The organism is Promicromonospora sp. NPDC090134 (genome assembly GCF_044746965.1).
GTDB lineage: Bacteria > Actinomycetota > Actinomycetes > Actinomycetales > Cellulomonadaceae > Promicromonospora.
Window position 1 is genome coordinate 1 of sequence record NZ_JBIVCZ010000004.1, and the last position, 16,172, is coordinate 16,172.

Below are 16,172 nucleotides of genomic sequence, written 5' to 3' on the forward strand. Positions count from 1 at the left end.
GGCCGGCTACCGCGGCCGACTGGCCGAACTACCAAGCATCATCCACATGATCACCAACCTGGAGTTCTACCGACTCACGCGCTGAATAGGGCTCTAAGTTCGCGAAAGCGTGTCCAGTTCGTGTCACCCCGGGGGTCACGAGCGTGTTTGCGCTGGTCGAAAGCCAGTTACCCGGAAGCGAAGTACTTCTCCGTGTGAGGTTCCCCCACCGGGGTCACGAACCGTGGCACCGTCGGTTCATCACGAACCCCGCGTGGTGCAGCGTGCCGTCCAGCAGCTCACCGAAGGCCCAGAAACCGGAGTCGTCCAGATAGGTGATCCGGCCGTCACGAACCCAGTACCGCCCGGTGTAGGCGTCCGCGCGTCCGTTCCGGGTCTCCGAGTAGCGTCCGTCGGCCATCAGGTGCTGCTCCAGGCCACGGGCCGGGTCGACCCACGTCCCGACCCACGTCTCCCGTACGGCGGGATCGGACAGGTCCGCGCCGGCGGGCCGCGTCGGGCGACCGTCGCGTGCTTCCAGGTGCCCGGACACATAGACCGCGGCCAGGTCCGCGGGATCGATCACGAGCATGCGACGGATCTGCGACTCCCCGACCGGGCGGCGGACGAGCGCGAACGTCGCACGGTTGCCGGGGACCAGGTCATGGACATGCCGTTGCGGCACGGGTCGTTGTGCCACGGCGCTGTCCACCGTGAGCGGGACCGCGTAGGTGCCCGTGGCCTCGACCACGGCGGGCTCGCCCGTGAGCGGCTCCACGAGGACACCGTCCGAGACGTACAGGTTCTCGCGAGCTGACGTGCTCGGCGTCCTCATGACGGTCGCGCCCCTCAGGACGAACTGCCTGCCGGTCTGCTCGATGTCGGTCTGCTCGGTCATCGGTTGCTCCGTTCTCCTGGCGGGGTCATGAGGCCTGAGGCGCGTGCGCCAGGTGCACGGCCTCGGCGTCGAGGGCACTCTCCTCGGCGCGGAGGACGTCGTCGTCCATGGTCCCCTCGGCGCGGATCCGGGCGAGCTCGTCTCGTCTGACGTCGAGCACGGCGGTCCGCAGCGCGCGCGCAGTCGAGGGATCGTCGGTCTCGGCGGACTCCTGCTCCGGGAGATACGACTCCTCGGCGATTCCGCTGGCGGCGCGCGGGGCGGGGAACTGCTCCAGCAGCACCGGAAGCTCGCGCTGGACGCGGGCTGTGATCCGTTGTCGCACGAGCTCCGCCTCGCGGGCCCCCTCGTGGTCGGCAGGCAGGCGGACTGCCCGGGTGACGAGAGGGAGGGTCGGGCCGAGCAGTGCGAGGGTCAGCGTGACGGTGACGGCGGTGATGAACACGATCGCGTCGCGCTGTTCGATCGGCTCGCCCGAGGCGGTCGCGACCGGGACGGTGAGCGCGGCGGCCAGCGAGATCGCGCCACGCATACCTGCCCACGCGATGGGTAGCCGCTCACGGGAGCTGATGCGCAGGGAACGCTGGGCGGCGCGGCGGTCGAGGGCCCGCACGACGTACGGCACCGTGTAGAACCAGGCGAGGCGGACGGCGATGACGGTCAGCGCCACCAGGACCGCGATCAACGTCGCGTCCCGCAGACCGGTGGAGGACAGGCCGCCCACGACGCCGGGGATCTGGGTGCCGATCAGGACGAAGAGCGCGCCGTTGAGGAGGAACGCCGTCACCTCCCAGAACGCGTACGACTGGCGGCGGGCCTGGGCCTCGATGTGGCGTGGTGCGATACGGCTCGTGAGCAGCCCGCACGTGACGACCGCCAGCACCCCGGAGACATGGATGAGCTCGGCTGGCAGGAATGCGAGCATCGGGGTGGCGACGCTCAGACCGCTGTGCAGGATCGGCTCGCCCAGCCGGCGCCGTAGCGGGACGAGCACGTAGGCGACGGCGGCGCCGATGGCGATGCCGCCCCCGAAGGACTCCGCCAGGCGCAGCGCGGTGCCGCCGACGGACAGCGGCCGGCCCTCGACGAGGAACTCCAGGGTGACCGCCAGCAGGACCAGGGCCGTGCCGTCGTTCAGGAGGCTCTCGGTGCGCAGCACGGTGAGCGTGCGGCGCGGCAGCGAGCCGGAGACGGCCGAGACCGCCACCGCGTCGGTGGGGGCGAGGACCGCCCCGAGCACGAGCCCGATGGGCCAGGGCAGTCCCAGCAGGTGGGCCACGGCCGCGACCGCCGCGGCCGTGGCGATGACCAGGAGGGTCGCCTGGAGCGTGATGGCCCGCAGGTTGCTGCGGATCAGGTGGACCGAGGAGTTCAGGGCCTCCCAGTACAGCAGCGCGGGCAGGAACAGGAACAGCACGACGTGGGGTGACAGCTCGGCGTGGCCCAGCGGGGTGAGGCCGATCAGCACGCCGACGGCGAGCAGCACGACGGGCTCGCTCAGGCGGAACCTGCGGGAGAGCCAGGCGCCGGCGAGCACGGCCACCACCACGGCGGCCACGAGTTCAAGGGTGTGCATCGAGGTCTTCCAGGTCGGTCGGTGGGGTATGGCGCCGGTGTGGTGGCCGGGTACTGCTAGGCGCGCTCGGCGAGGAGGCTCGCCGGCTCGCGCCGGGTCACCGTGACGGCCGCGACCGTGCCGGCGATGCCGGTCAGAAGCAGGCCGCCCGCCACGACGGCTGCCACGAGCAGCCACGGCACCTGGAGCGTCGCGGCTCCGGTGACGTGGGCCGTCGAGGTCAGGACCGCGAGCACGGTGGTCACCGTGGCGACGACTCCGAGGAGGGTCGCCGCACCGCCGACCAGGAGGGTCTCCTGGATCGCGGCGCTGAGCGCCTGGGTGCGTGTCAGGCCGCTCGCCCGGGCGACGGCGAACTCGCGACGCCGGCCCGAGGTCGCGATGGCGATCGCGTTGGCCACGCCGATGACCGCGTATGCCGCTCCGACCGCCATCACGACGACGAGCACCTGCGCGTTCTGGTCCTGGCCCGCGGCGCCCGCCTCCTCGGCCCAGGTCTCCAGGTCGGACACCTGGCCGAGGCCGGCCAGCTCGGCGGCGACGGCAGCAGGGTCGGCGCCGTCGTCCAGCGCCACGAACGTCGTGGCAGGCACGTCCTCGAGGAGGTCGGCGGGCACGAGGTCGCGCGGGAGGACGACGCCGGCCTGGCTGCCGCTGCCGGACGGCACCGCGGTGCCGAACCGGACGGCGCCGAGGTCGCGGTCGCCGATGCTGACCGTGCCCGCGGCGCCGAGTCCGAGGCCGGCCGCGCCGGGACCCGGTGCGGCGTCGCCGGCCCGGAGGCCGTCGACCGCCGCTGCCGCTCCGGGGTGGGCGACACCGAACTCGACGGGGTCGACCACCAGCGCCTCGGTGGTCACCGCCAGGGGCGTCCCGGCGAGCTCCTCGGACATGCCAGGTATCGCGGAGCCGCTGGGCTGGACCCCGATGGGCACCGTCCACTCCGTCGACGCGTTCGCCACGCCGGAGAGCTGACCGGGGTCCTCCTCGGGTGCGCCGGTGGTGCGCAGCACCAGGTCGGCCTCGGTGCCGCGCACCGTCTGGGCCATGGCCGCGTCGCCGAACGACAGCATGGCGATCGGCTGGCTGAGGACGAGCGCGACCAGCACGATCAGTGGCGCCGCGGTGGACGCGGAGCGGGTGGCGCCGTCGCGGAGGTTCGCGACCGCGAGCCTGGCGACCGGCGAGGAGGACCGGGGCGCGAGCGCCGCCACGGCCGGTACCAGGGCGGGGGCGAGCACCGTGAGCGCGAGCGCCGCCGTGATGCCGGCCGACATGGCCATCGCCTGCGCTCCGGCGATGCCGCCGAAGGGTGCGGTGACGACCAGGGCGGCCGTCGCGAGGACGAGCGCTCCCCCGCCCGCCCAGCGGGCCCGGGTCATGGGCCGCTCGGCCTCGCCCGTCGAACGCAGGGCGTCCAGCGGGTCGATCCGGGCCGCCCGTCGTGCGGCGAGCGCCACGCCGGCCAGCGCGAGGGCGATGCCCAGCACGAGCGAGGCGGGCACGGTCCACGGCTGCCAGGCGGCGGTGAAGGTGGCGGGCACGAAGCCGAACCTGGCCAGCAGGCCGGTCTGGACCTGCTGGAGGGCAACACCGACGGGGATGCCGGCGGCGGCTCCGAGCGAGCCGAGCACGACCGCCTCGGTCAGGAGCATGCGGCGGAGCTGGCCGGCGTCGGCGCCCACGATGCGCAGCAGCGCAAGGTCGCGACGTCGCTCCGTGACGGAGAACGCGAAGGTGGAGGCGATGATGAACACGGCGAGGAACGCGCCGAACCCGAGCGTCACGGAGACGACGGTCAGGGCGACGAGCCGCGCGCTGTCGAAGCCGGCACGTGCCACGGCGTCCGCTCCGGCGGCCGGTTCCATCCCGGCGACGGAGAGCAGGAGCAGCAGCGACGACTGCACGAGGCCGACGCCGAAGGTCACGGTGACGAGCGCGCCGACGTAGGTCTGCCGGCGCTCGACGAAGCCGCTCACACCGAGGCGGTTCATCGTCCGGCCTCGAGCGCGACGAGCCGGTTCGCGATCGTGGCAGCGTCCGCCCCGGCGAGCCTGTCGACCAGCCGGCCGTCGCGGAGGAAGACCGTCTCGTCGGCGGCCGCCGCCGCGGCCGGGTCGTGCGTGACCATCAGGATGGTCTGTCCCGTCCCTGTCATGTCACGCATCAGTTCCAGCACGTTCCGTGCGGCGTTCGAGTCGAGCGCGCCGGTCGGTTCGTCGGCGAACAGCACCTGCGGGCGCGTGATCATCGCCCGTGCGATGGCGACCCGCTGCTGCTGGCCTCCGGAGAGCTCCCGCGGCCGGTGGGTGGCGCGCTCGCTCAGGCCGACGAGAGCGAGTGCCTGTCGCACCGTGTCACGTCCGGGGCGCCGCCCGGCGAGCTCCAGGGGCAGTGCGACGTTCTGCTCGGCGGTCAGCGAGCCGATGAGGTTGAAGCTCTGGAACACGAACCCGATGCGCTCCCGGCGCAGCTCGGTGCGTTCCTGGTCCGAGGCGTGGGTGATGTCCGTGCCGCCGAGGACGACGCGGCCGCCGTCGACCCGGTCCAGCCCCGCCGCTACCTGGAGCAGCGTCGACTTCCCGGAGCCGGAGGGCCCCATGACAGCAGTCCAGCTGCCCTGGCGCAGCTCGAGCGAGACGTCGTCCAGTGCGGTGACGCCGGTCTCTCCGGTGCCGTGGGTGCGTGTCACTCCGGTGAGCGACAGCGCGGTGCCGGTACCGACGGGGACCGGCTCAAGGGTGGTGGTGGTCATGTCTCTACTCCACTCGTGGTGCGTTGTCCGGGACAGCCGGTGGGCCCCCGGCCGACGTGCGGGTTGTCCCGAAGCTCACGGCCGGCCGGGCACGGAGAGCGCGGCCGCGCCGGCACCGGCGCGGGCGAGGATCCCCGCGCGGGAGGCGTGCACGCTGCGCCGCAGCTCGGCGAGGTCGACGTCGACGAGCTCGCCGTCCCACTTGCGTGCCCGTCCGCCGACGAACACGGCCCGGACGTTGCGCGGGTCGCTGCCGAGCACGAGGGTGCCGACGGCGTCGTTGAGGGGCATGTTGTTCACGGCCTCGGCGTCGACCAGGATCAGGTCGGCCTGCTTTCCGGGCGTGACCGAGCCGGTCACGTGGTCGAGCCCGTTGGTCCGGGCGCCCTGGAGCGTCGCGAGGTCGAGCACGTCGCGCGCGGTGATGCGCCGCACCTCGTCGGTGGTGCCGTAGGCCGCGTTGACCGCCCGCATCCGCTGGATCGCGAGCAGCGCGCGCATCTGGGTGAACATGTCGCTCGCGAGGGCGACCTCGACGTCGATGCTCAGCCCCGGGCGGATCCCGACCGCCAGCGCCTCGTCGACAGCCGGGATCGCGGTCTCCAGGCCGATCTGCGCCTCGGACGTCGGGGCGAGCGCGACGGTCGCCCCGGCGTCGCCCATGGCCTGCCACGCCTCCGTCGTCAGACCGGTGGCGTGGATGAGCGTGGTGCTCGGGCCGAGGATGCCCTGGCGCGCCCACTCCAGCACCGCGCGGGAGGAGGGCTCCCCGAAGACGGCGTCGACGCTCACGCCGATGCCGAGCTCACGCGCGACCGCCGCGAGCCGGGGACCGTAGGCGATCTCAGGCCCGGCGATCTCGTCCGTGGCGAGTGCCGCGACGCGCAGGGTCAGCAGCTGGTCGTCGCTCGCGAAGTAGGTCGAGCGCAGCCGGGTCAGGTCGGCCGGCCACTGGTGGTTCCAGTCGCCGAAGTGCGGGCCCATCGAGGCGTGCACGCCGCGGATCCCGGAGTCGGCCAGCGCCGCGATGGCGCGGTCGGAGTGCTCCGCGGAGCGGGAGTTGTGCGCGAAGTCGAGCATGCAGGTGATCCCGCTGTCGAGCGCGGTCAGGGCGGCGAGGCGGGTCCCGACGTACACGTCCTCCGGGTCGAGCACCGGGGCGACGCCGCTGAGCGTCGACACGACGTACTCGCCGAGGTCGTTCACGTCGGGGATGCTGCGCCGGAGCGTCGCTTCCCAGGCGTGCCGGTGCGTGTCCACCAGGCCGGGCGCCACGATCGACCCTTCCGCGTCGATGACGAGGGCGTCGTTCTCGGCGCCCTGGGCGGAGAGGTCCGGCCCCACCGCCGCGATCCCGCTGCCCTCGATCAGCACGTCACCGCGGGGCAGGTCGGGCAGGGTGGGATCCATCGTGACGACGTACGCGCCCTTCACGAGGATCCGACGGCGGTCGTCGGAGGCGCTGCGCAGGACGTGGTTCGAGACGGCGTCGGCGGGCAGGGAGCTCATAGGGATTCCTTCCGGTCGGGTGGACTGCCCCCATGCTCGGCGGGTCTCCCGATGCCGAACCAGGCCGCCGCGCACCTAGGAAGCGCGCGGCGACCCTCGCCGACCGTGGCACGACCGCGCTCCCCGACGTGCCCAAGTCCAGCGCGACCACCACTGGCGCGTCCTGCGCGAGAGCGGGCTGCTGCACCAACGCACGGGGGGGTCGCTTCATGACGATGACGCTGCGCCGGCGCGACCTGGACGACCGCTTTCCGGGACTCCTCGACTCCGTGCTGACCGCGACCGAACCAGGTGGTAACAGTTCGGCAAGCCGAGCGCGTTAGGATCGTTTCGCAGTCAGGTACCACCGTGCGACACCCTCCTTGCGGAGGTTCACAGAACGCCGCGACCGTCGCCCGTCCGATGGGAGCGAACGTGAGCGAGCTGGGCGATTTCCTCCGGGCCAAGCGGGCCGCTGCCTCCGTCGAGGCGCTGCCCTTCCCCTCCTCGGGACGACGACGCGTCCCGGGCCTCCGCCGCGACGAGGTCGCCCTGCTCGCCGGGGTGAGCGTGGACTACTACACGCGGCTCGAGCAGGGGCGGGAGACGAACCCGTCGGCGCAGGTGCTGGACGCCCTCGCCCACTCCCTCGACCTCACCCTCCACGAGCGGCGCTACGCCTACGGGCTCGCGCAGATCGCGTGGGTCCCGGAGCTCGCCGAGGCCCCCGAGCCGGTCGACGCCACCCTCACGCGCCTGATGGAGCGCTGGCCCGGAGCAGCGTGCTTCGTGCTCGACCCGCTGCTCGACATCGTGGCGATGAACCGGCTCGCGACCAACCTGTTCCAGCCGTTCTCCACGACGCGGAACCTGGTCGAGATGGTCTTTCTCGACCCCGAGGGCCGCACCTTCTACGCCGACTGGGAACGCGCGGCCACCGGATGCGTGGCCAACCTGCGGGCAACCTCCGGCCTCTACGCCGGCACGGCACGCCGCAAGGAGCTCCTGGACCGGCTCACCTCCGGCAGCGCGTACTTCGCCGAGCTGTGGGCCGCGCACGAGGTCGAGCCCAAGACCCACGACCAGAAGACGCTCCGGCACCCTGCCGTCGGTGAGTTCGTGATCGACTTCGACGCCTTCGAGGTCTCCGCCCTGCCCGGGCACCAGCTCGTCGTCTACCGCACCGAACCCGCGAGCGCCGGCGAACGGGCGTTCCACGAGCTGTCCGAGATGTCGACGACCTCGGCGCAGGACGACCTGGTCACCGGCTGAGCACGCGCCGGACGCACCGCGTGCACCCGCGTGCGCCTGGGAGGAGCAGGGCCAGGCTCGTCCGGCGTGGCGCGGCTAGCGTGCCAACCGTGCATGCCCCGAACGCCCGACCGGTCCTGCCGCTCCCGGAGCACGAACCGGCCGTCGTCCTGGACGGCGGCCTGCTCGTCGTCGACGCGAACCGGCGGTGGCGGTCCCTCCATCTCCCCTTCGCCAGCCGATCCGACGTCGGACACATGGTCTTCTGCGACCCCGCCGCCGCCACGTTCTTCGTGAACCGCCGGCACGAGGAGTACGACGTGGTGGCGGCGCTGCTCGACGGGATCGGCACGGAGCGCACCCGGGAGGCGGCACAGGCTGCCGTGCGGGACCTCAGGGAGCAGAGCCCGCGCTTCGACGCCCTGTGGGGTGGTCTGCGCGTGCGCCAACGGCTCCTGGACACCTACGTGGTGCGCCACCCGGACCTCGGCGAGCTGACCTTCGATCGCCGGACCGCACGGCACGACGGCATGGTGCTGCGTGTCGCCACGCCTCGTCCGGCGACGTCGCGCATGCTGCCGCTGCTCGATCACCTGCCCGGCTGAACGCCGTGCCCGCCCGACGACGTACCGCCGGCCGTACCCGCCTGTCCGCGCACCCTGGCTGCGGCACTGCTAGGAAACTGGCGGCCTGGTTCGACGTGGGCCCGGGCGTGAGTCTGGATGTGCCCCCGAACGAGGGGCCGTAGCACCAGACAAGTAGCACCAGACAAGGAGTCATCACCATGAGCGGAATCATCATCCCCGGGGCCCTCGACGGACGCGTGGCGGTCATCACGGGCGCATCCAGCGGCATCGGCGAGGCCACCGCGGAGACCTTCGCCGCGCTCGGTGCCAAGGTTGCCCTGCTCGCCCGCCGCGGCGACCGGCTCGACGCCGTCGTGGCCCGGATCCAGGAGAAGGGCGGCACGGCGATCGCGGTGCCGACCGACGTCACCGACCGCGCACAGGTCCTGGCCGCCGCCGAGCGGGTCCGGGACGAGCTCGGCGGGGCGGACCTCGTGTTCGCGAACGCCGGCGTCCAGCTCATCGCCTCGATCAGCGACCTGAAGGTCGAGGACTGGGACGCCCAGATCGACCTGAACATCAAGGGCGTCATGAACACCATCCAGGCGTTCCTGCCCGACCTGGAGGCCGCCGCGGCGGCGGGCAGGACGACGGACCTCGTGACCACCTCCTCCATCGCCGCGACGCGGATCCTGGAGAAGTTCCAGGTCTACTCGGGCACCAAGGCCTACGTCAGCCACATCACCCGCCTGCTGCGCACGGAGCTCGGCCGCAAGAACATTCGCGTGTCGACCGTCGAGCCCGGCATGGTCGACACCGAGCTGCCCGACCACGTGACCGACCCGGACGCCAGTGCCCTCATGGCAGACCTGATCGAGCAGATCGACGTTCTGCAGTCCGAGGACGTCGCCGAGACGGTCGCGTTCCTCGCGGGCCTGCCGAAGCACGTGAACCTCACCGAGATCACGATCCTGCCCACGCAGCAGGTCATCTGAGGTCTCGTCATGGACGACCGATTCACGCCCTACCCGCTGGACAAGGTCCATCGCCTCTTCGAGCCCGGGCCTGTCGTGCTGGTCTCGACCTTCGACGGGCACCGCGCGAACCTCATGACCAACGGGTTCAACATGCCGGTGCGCCACTCCGCGACGCTCGCTCTCGTCGTCGGGCCCTGGGACCACTCGTACGAGGCGCTCCGGGACACCGGTGAGTGCGTCATCGGCATCCCCGGCCGCGACATCCTCGAGACGGTCGTCGACATCGGCAACGTGTCGGGCGCCGACGTCGACAAGTGGGACCGCTTCGGCCTGACGCCGGCACCCGCGGCCACTGTCAGGGCTCCGTTGGTCATGGAGTGCTTCGCCGACGTCGAGTGCACCGTTGCCGACGACCGCCTCGTGGACGACCACGACCTGTGGCTGCTGCGGGTCGAGCGGGCGTGGATCGATCCGGCGGCGCCGGCCGCCGGCGAGGTCCACCACCGGGGCGACGGCACGTTCTCGACCAACGGCGAGCTGATCGACCTGCGGTCGCGCATGACGAAGTGGGAGTCGCTGACCCGCGACTGACCTGCCAGACCACAATGAGGGCCCGGGAATCCTTGGATTCCCGGGCCGCATTGCGCAGGTCACCCGAATCATGTGACTCGACGAGGCGCACCCCGGCCTACCGTCGCGGACGAATCATCGGACGAGTGCCCCGCGGACGGCGGGCCACGCTATCGAGGAGAGACGACATGGCGCTCGACACCCTGGTGGCCTTCGCGGCCAGCTACGGCAACGAGGACGACGCGGTGACCGACTACGAGGCGGTGAAGGAGTTCTACCAGACCAGCGGCCTCATCGACACCTACGACGCGGCGGTGATCTCGCGGCACGCCGACGGCAAGGTCAAGATCGTCAAGAAGCACGAGCAGCCGACCCGGCAGGGCGCCTGGGGCGGCCTGGGCCTCGGCCTGGCCGGGGGCGCGCTCGTGGCCCTCTTCCCGGCGATCGGTCTGGGTGGCGCCCTGCTCGCGGGCGGCGCCGGGGGCAGCGCCATCGGCGCGATCGCCGGGCACGTCGCCGGCGGGATGAGCCGCGGCGACCTGAAGGACCTGGGCGAGCTGCTCGACGAGGGGCAGAGCGGCCTGGTCGTCATCGCCGCGTCGGACGTGGCAGCACACGTGGAGAGCGCGATCGCCCGCGCGGCCAAGCTGGAGAAGAAGGAGCTGAAGGCCGACGAGAAGGCGCTGGAGGCCGCGATCGACGAGGCCACCGCGAGGTGAGTTCGTCGATCACCCCCGCACCCGGAGGATGAAACCAGGAGGATCTTCGCGGCACGGAAGGTACGATACGGACGTTGCGCTCGACTCGGACCAGACGACGTCCTAGCGAGAGGAGGCGGTTGACGTGGCCGCCGTTCATCGCGACTGGGCGTGGGACCGTCCGAGCGACGTCCGTGCGCTGCCGGCCGACGTCGACGTCGAGCGCCGGGGAGCCCTCGTCGTGCTGCGCGCGGCCATGCGCGACGTCGCGGACGCCGACCGCACGATCCTGGTCGGCCGTCACGTCCAGGGCAGAACCACGACGAGCATCGCCGAGCAGCTCGGCCTCCACCCGCACGCCGTGCCCGGCCGGCTCCGCCGTGCCGAGGAGAACCTTGCCGCCGCACTGGCCGCCGCACACGCCCGGCACGTGGCCGAACCCGAGTGCCGCGCCGGCTGCGCGGCCATGCACGACTACCTCGCCGGGCACCTCCTGCCCCACCGCCAGCGGCGGCTGGAGGTCCACATGAACGGCTGTGCCCGGTGCACCCGCGCGTTCGTCGACGTGTGTGACGTCTCCTGGGCGCTCCGCGAAGCCGGGACCGACGCCGTCGTCGAGGGTGCGCCGGCCGACGTCACCGCCCGCCCCGCGCACATCGGCACCCGGGCGAACCGGAGGGAGACCGCCGTGGCCGCTGCCGCGCTCGTCGCGGTCACCGTCATCGGTGCGTCGACGTATGTCGCTGATCAGACCGGTGAACCCGCGGGCCAGGTGCTGGAGAGCGCGGGCATCGACGAGGGCGTCCCGGGAACCGACGTCCCGGGAGTCGACGACCCGGGGAACCGGGAAGCCCCGCCGCCGCCCTCGATCCGTCCCACGAACCGACACTCCCGCCCGTCGACCACGCCGAAGGACGACGCCGCCGCAGCCGTGCAGACCGTCGCGGGGGCCGCCCGGACGACCCAGGTGACCGCGACGGGGGCCGACACCGAGCTCACCGCCGCCGACCAGGGGGCCGGCGCAACCTCCCCCTCGGAGTCCACGGCCGGCACCAGCTCAAGCGCATCGGCGCTGGACCAGGGCGTCGAACAAGCCAACGCGGCCGCGACGCAAGGCCTGACCGTCGCGGTTGCGGCGGCGGCCGCTGCGTCGGGCGGCTCCGCCAGATCCAGCAACGGCGAGAGCCGGCGGGCCACCGCGACCGCCGGCACTCCGGCCTCTGCCGACGGCTGACCCGATCCGGGGTCGCGTCGTCCCACATCCGACCCGCACTCCCGTACGGCCGGGTCCGCCGGGTCCACGCCGACGGTCGCCTCAGCTCCTCGGCAGCGCGCCGTACACCTCGTCGGTGACCGGTTCGAGCCACTCGTTGCCGAGGTCGTCGGCCGGGGTGATGAAGGCGACGTGGGAGAACCACGAGCCGGCCTTCGCGCCGTGCCAGTGCTTGGTGCCGGCCGGTACACGGACCACCGATCCCGGCTCCAGGCTGACGGCGTCCTCGCCCTCCGCCTGGTTCCAGCCGCTGCCCGCCGTGCACAGCAGGATCTGGTCGCCGCCGCCGGTGCCGTGATGGATGTGCCAGTTGTTGCGGCAGCCCGGCTCGAAGGTGACGTTGCTGACGGGAACGCTCCCCGACGCGAGGGGCGCCAGGTAGCTCTGGCCGGTGAAGTACTGCGCGTAGGCGTCGTTCTTCTCTCCCCGGGGGAAGATCTGGTCGAGCTCGGCGTCGTTCATGTCGTCTCCTGTGTCTCCGTACGTACGGCCTCAAGTCAAGGCGGTACCTGGACGCCCTGCCAGTCCCTGCTGGTACACCTCACGCCCGGGCCTCCCGCGCGGAGGCGATCGGAACGCGGCGCCGCGAATCGCCGCAGCCCCCGGCCCGTCAGCCCTGCGGCGCGTCCCCGAAGTCGCGGATGTCCAGGCGGACGCCGCCCTTGAGCGCCGACTCGTGCGCGACGATGCCGGGCATCGTGTACCGCGCGGCGACCCAGGCGTTGACCGGCGGGAGGGCGCCGGTCGTGACGGCCGTGACGAAGTCGTCGGCCAGGAAGTGGTGGCTGCCCTCGTGGCCGTTGGACACGTTCGCGAACTCCTTCGGCAGCCGCGAACGGTCGTGCACCGGCGCGGAGCCCGAGGTGAAGGCGTCCCGCAGCGCGGGCGAGACGTGCTCCAGCGACGGGTCGTCGGGTGACAGCGTCGGCTTGGGAGCCAGGTGCTCCGTGATGTCCACGACCTCCTGCTTGTCCTGCCAGAGGCTGACGTTGACGAGCTGCTCCATGCTGGCCTCGGTGCCGAAGAACCGGAACCGCGACTCGCGGAAGTGCGAGGGGAACCCGACCCGGCGGAACTCGTTGATCCGGAACGCGCCGCCCCCGGCAGCCTCGAACAGCGCGGTGGCGTTGGAGAAGTCGTTGGCGAACTGGCTCACGTCCTTGTCGAACACCCCGTCCCCGCGGTCGTCGAGCACGCCGATCGCCGAGACACTGGTCGCGTGCGTCTGCCAGGCGCCGAGGATCCCGCCCAGGGAGTGCGTGGGGTACATCAGGGGCGGGTAGCTCGCGGTGGACCTCCAGTTCTCGCCGCCGCTGTACCTGTACGCGTCGTAGAAGCCGAGGTCCATGTCGTGCAGGTAGTCGCCCTCGGCGTAGAACAGCCGGCCGAAGGCGCCCTTCGCGGCCTGGTCGCGGGCGTGGACGGTCGCCGGGTTGTAGTAGCTCGTCTCACCCATCATGTAGGTCAGCCCGGTCTCCCGGACCGCCTCGACGATCGCCTCGATCTCCGGCTCGGAGATCGCCATCGGCACCGAGGAGTAGACGTGCTTGCCGGCGCGCAGCGCCTGGACCACCAGGGGTCCGTGCGTCCAGCGCTGGGTGAAGACGGCGATCGCGTCGACGTCGGAGGCGAGCAGGTCCTCGAAGGACGGGACGGTCCCGGCGAGGTCGTACTCGTCGACGAGCCGCTCGGCACGCTCGGGCAGCAGGTCGGTGACGTAGATGTCCCCGACGCCGGGGTGCAGGTTCCAGAGCTTGACGAACTGCCCGGCGAACTGCCCGGCTCCGACGATGCCAAGTGTGAACACAGATGCTCCTTGTCTCGGGCCGCGGCGATGCGGCCAGGGGGCGACGACGGCCGGCGGCCGCGTTGACGGCCTCGACCCTACGTACCTACGATCAGCGAACTCTTCATGGATCCAAGCCGGTTCTTCCCGGATCATCAGATGCCGGGGGTTTCAGATGACGTCGCAGATCGAGATCGAGCCGCCCGCCCTCGTGAGCTGGTCCGGCCGCCCCACCCTGATGGGCACCGCCCACCAGCACGACGACCTGGAGATCAACCTCGTCACCGAGGGCGGCACGATGCTCTACCTGTTCGGTGGCGCGCCGGTCGAGATCGGCCCCGGGTCGGTGGCCGCGTTCTGGGCGGCGGTGCCCCACCAGCTCATCGCCAGCACGGCGACCCGGGCGCACTGGGTGCACGTGCCGTTCTCGACCTTCCTCGGCTGGGGACTGCCCACCGCCCTGGTCGGCCGCCTGCTGTCCGGCATGCCGCTGATCTCACCGCCGGAGGTGGCGCTGACGACCGACCCGGCGAACTTCACGCAGTGGGCCGCCGACCTGTCGGGCGACCAGCCCGAGCTGCGTCGCATCGCGATGCTGGAGATCGAGGCCCGGGTGCGCCGGCTCGGGCTGGCCACACCGGGGCAGCCGGTGCGGCAGTTCGCGGCGGGCGACCCGGCGCTGCGCCAGGTGCTGGCGATGGTGCGGCACATCGCCGAGCACTTCCGCGAACCGCTCACCGTCGCGGACGTCGCGCGGACCGTGCGGCTGCACCCCAACTACGCCATGGCCCAGTTCCGCAAGGTCGTGCACACCACCATGGTCGACTACCTGACCCGGTGCCGGCTGGCCGAGGCGCGGCGGCTGCTGGTGACCACCGGCCTGCCGGTCGCCGACGTCGCGGCAGAGTCCGGCTTCAGCTCCGTGAGCCGGTTCTACACCGCGTTCGGCGACGTCTGCGGCATGCCTCCGGCGGCGTACCGGCGCGAGAACCAGCACGACCAGCCGCGCCTCCCGGTCAGTCGAACAGGGCGTTGACCTGCTCGTTGGCCTCGGTCAGCGAGCTGACGTCGGACTTGCCGCCCAGCACCTCGTCCATCGCAGGGGTCATGATCGCGTGCACGTCCGAGGCGTGGTCGGTCACCGGGAACAGGAACGTGGTGCCGTCCTCGACGTGGGTGGTGAACGGCGAGACGTCGATGCCCTTCTCGGCGAACGCCTCCGTGGCGATCTCGGCCGAGCTGGTGATCGCCGGGAACACGACGCCGGCGGCGCCCACGAGGTCCTGGCAGTCGGTCGAGCCCAGGAACGCGACCCACCTGGCGGCCCCCTCCGGGTTGTCCGTGCCCGCCCAGACGGAGTCGGCCAGGCCGTTGAACATGCTCGCGCGCTTCCCGTTCGGACCGGTGGGCGTGGGCGCCAGGCCGACGTCGACGCCGTCGTAGCCGAAGTAGGTCGAGAGCATCCAGTCACCGCTGATGTTGACGGCGGACTTGCCCGCGCCGAAGTTGTCGTTCACCGACGCGCCGATCGTGGTCTCCAGCGGCGGGGCGTAACCCTTCTCGATCAGGGAGTACCACCAGGCGATGGTCTCCTGGAAGCGCGGGTCGTCGTAGTTGTAGTGCGTGCCCCACGGGTTCTCGTCCGTGTGGGTCCAGCCCGTGGTGGCGGTGTACATGCTCCACTCGGTCTGGCCGTTCTCGTACCCGGCGCCGGGGATGCCCAGGCCGTAGACCGCGACGTTCTCCTTGTCGAAGCCCGGCTCGTCGCCGCGCACGCCGTTCGCGTCGACGGTCAGGCGCGCGATGGCCTCCTCGTAGCTGCCGCCGTCGTCCGGGTTCCAGTCGAGGTCCTGCATGTCCTTCTCGGTCAGCCCGGCGTCGGCGACCATCTTCTGGTTGTAGAAGATCGCGACGGTGTCCCAGTCCTTGGGCAGGCCGTACCGCTTGCCGTCCTGCGCGACCCACAGGTCCGCGAGCCCGGCCGAGTACTGGTCGAGGTCGACGTCGGCGACGTGGTCGTCGAGGGCGAGGAGCTGCCCGTTCGCCACGAACTCGGGGTACTTGGACACGTGGTCGGTGAACACGTCCGGGCCGGTGCCCGACGAGAACGCGGTGGTCAGGGCCGACCAGTAGTCGTCCCACCCGCGCTGCGTGATCTTGACCGTCAGGTCGGGGTTGGCCTCGTGGAAGGCGTCGGCGCACTGCTGGTAGGCGGGCTGCTGGTTCGAGTCCCAGAGCCAGTAGTCGATCTGGCCCTCCGCCTCGGCGCCGGACGACCCGCCCGCGCAGGCGGTCAGGGACAGGGACGCGAGGGCGACGGCGCCCGCGAGCATCTTTCGCTTCATGGTGTTCCTT

15 protein-coding genes are annotated in these 16,172 nt (G+C 71.9%); 7 read left to right on the forward strand and 8 right to left on the reverse strand.

Translation table 11 applies throughout. The features are described 5' to 3' along the window. Positions 1–214 precede the first annotated feature (214 nt). The 5 genes from ACIPN7_RS12390 to ACIPN7_RS12410 form a co-directional block, all read right to left on the reverse strand. Positions 215–877, reverse strand: a complete 663-nt coding sequence (locus ACIPN7_RS12390) for an Atu4866 domain-containing protein (RefSeq protein WP_400542005.1) — start codon at positions 875–877, stop codon at positions 215–217. 25 nt (positions 878–902) lie between these two features. After that, positions 903–2,453 (reverse strand): Na+/H+ antiporter, encoded by a 1,551-nt coding sequence (locus tag ACIPN7_RS12395; protein WP_400542008.1) that lies wholly within the window; start codon positions 2,451–2,453, stop codon positions 903–905. A 56-nt stretch (positions 2,454–2,509) separates the two neighbouring features. Continuing rightward, positions 2,510–4,447 carry an FtsX-like permease family protein gene (locus ACIPN7_RS12400; protein ID WP_400542011.1) on the reverse strand — a complete coding sequence of 646 codons (1,938 nt, stop codon included), beginning with the start codon at positions 4,445–4,447 and terminating at the stop codon, positions 2,510–2,512. Then, entirely contained in the window at positions 4,444–5,208 is a 765-nt protein-coding gene (locus ACIPN7_RS12405) for an ABC transporter ATP-binding protein (RefSeq protein WP_400542014.1), read from the reverse strand. The genes ACIPN7_RS12400 and ACIPN7_RS12405 overlap by 4 nt, the downstream gene beginning before the upstream one ends. 75 nt (positions 5,209–5,283) lie before the next feature. After that, positions 5,284–6,717 carry an amidohydrolase family protein gene (locus tag ACIPN7_RS12410; protein WP_400542017.1) on the reverse strand — a complete coding sequence of 478 codons (1,434 nt, stop codon included), beginning with the start codon at positions 6,715–6,717 and terminating at the stop codon, positions 5,284–5,286. Positions 6,718–7,131: 414 nt separating this feature from the next. Between ACIPN7_RS12410 and ACIPN7_RS12415 the strand changes: the two genes are divergently transcribed. The 6 genes from ACIPN7_RS12415 (at position 7,132) to ACIPN7_RS12440 (ending at position 11,992) form a co-directional block, all read left to right on the forward strand. Continuing rightward, positions 7,132–7,968 carry a helix-turn-helix domain-containing protein gene (locus tag ACIPN7_RS12415; protein WP_400542020.1) on the forward strand — a complete coding sequence of 279 codons (837 nt, stop codon included), beginning with the start codon at positions 7,132–7,134 and terminating at the stop codon, positions 7,966–7,968. Positions 7,969–8,057: 89 nt separating this feature from the next. After that, positions 8,058–8,552: a hypothetical protein gene (locus ACIPN7_RS12420; protein WP_400542023.1), complete on the forward strand. Its 495-nt coding sequence runs from the start codon at positions 8,058–8,060 to the stop codon at positions 8,550–8,552. Between the two features lie 179 nt (positions 8,553–8,731). Continuing rightward, positions 8,732–9,508, forward strand: a complete 777-nt coding sequence (locus tag ACIPN7_RS12425; protein WP_400542026.1) for an SDR family oxidoreductase — start codon at positions 8,732–8,734, stop codon at positions 9,506–9,508. 9 nt (positions 9,509–9,517) lie between these two features. Next, entirely contained in the window at positions 9,518–10,081 is a 564-nt protein-coding gene (locus tag ACIPN7_RS12430; RefSeq protein ID WP_400542029.1) for a flavin reductase family protein, read from the forward strand. A 167-nt stretch (positions 10,082–10,248) separates the two neighbouring features. Continuing rightward, positions 10,249–10,779, forward strand: a complete 531-nt coding sequence (locus ACIPN7_RS12435) for a DUF1269 domain-containing protein (RefSeq protein ID WP_400542032.1) — start codon at positions 10,249–10,251, stop codon at positions 10,777–10,779. Positions 10,780–10,903: 124 nt separating this feature from the next. Then, positions 10,904–11,992, forward strand: a complete 1,089-nt coding sequence (locus ACIPN7_RS12440) for a hypothetical protein (protein ID WP_400542035.1) — start codon at positions 10,904–10,906, stop codon at positions 11,990–11,992. A gap of 81 nt (positions 11,993–12,073) precedes the next feature. On the opposite strand, the gene ACIPN7_RS12445 is transcribed toward ACIPN7_RS12440, so the two are convergent. Both ACIPN7_RS12445 and ACIPN7_RS12450 read right to left on the reverse strand, forming a co-directional pair. Then, on the reverse strand, positions 12,074–12,493 hold the full coding sequence (locus ACIPN7_RS12445) for a cupin domain-containing protein (protein ID WP_400542038.1): 420 nt from the start codon (positions 12,491–12,493) through the stop codon (positions 12,074–12,076). A 148-nt stretch (positions 12,494–12,641) separates the two neighbouring features. After that, entirely contained in the window at positions 12,642–13,838 is a 1,197-nt protein-coding gene (locus ACIPN7_RS12450; RefSeq protein ID WP_400542041.1) for a Gfo/Idh/MocA family protein, read from the reverse strand. Between the two features lie 154 nt (positions 13,839–13,992). Between ACIPN7_RS12450 and ACIPN7_RS12455 the strand changes: the two genes are divergently transcribed. After that, on the forward strand, positions 13,993–14,853 hold the full coding sequence (locus ACIPN7_RS12455; protein WP_400542044.1) for a helix-turn-helix domain-containing protein: 861 nt from the start codon (positions 13,993–13,995) through the stop codon (positions 14,851–14,853). On the opposite strand, the gene ACIPN7_RS12460 is transcribed toward ACIPN7_RS12455, so the two are convergent. Beyond that, positions 14,834–16,162, reverse strand: a complete 1,329-nt coding sequence (locus tag ACIPN7_RS12460; RefSeq protein WP_400542047.1) for an ABC transporter substrate-binding protein — start codon at positions 16,160–16,162, stop codon at positions 14,834–14,836. The two genes, ACIPN7_RS12455 and ACIPN7_RS12460, sit on opposite strands and share 20 nt — an antisense overlap. Between the last annotated feature and the right edge of the window lie 10 nt (positions 16,163–16,172).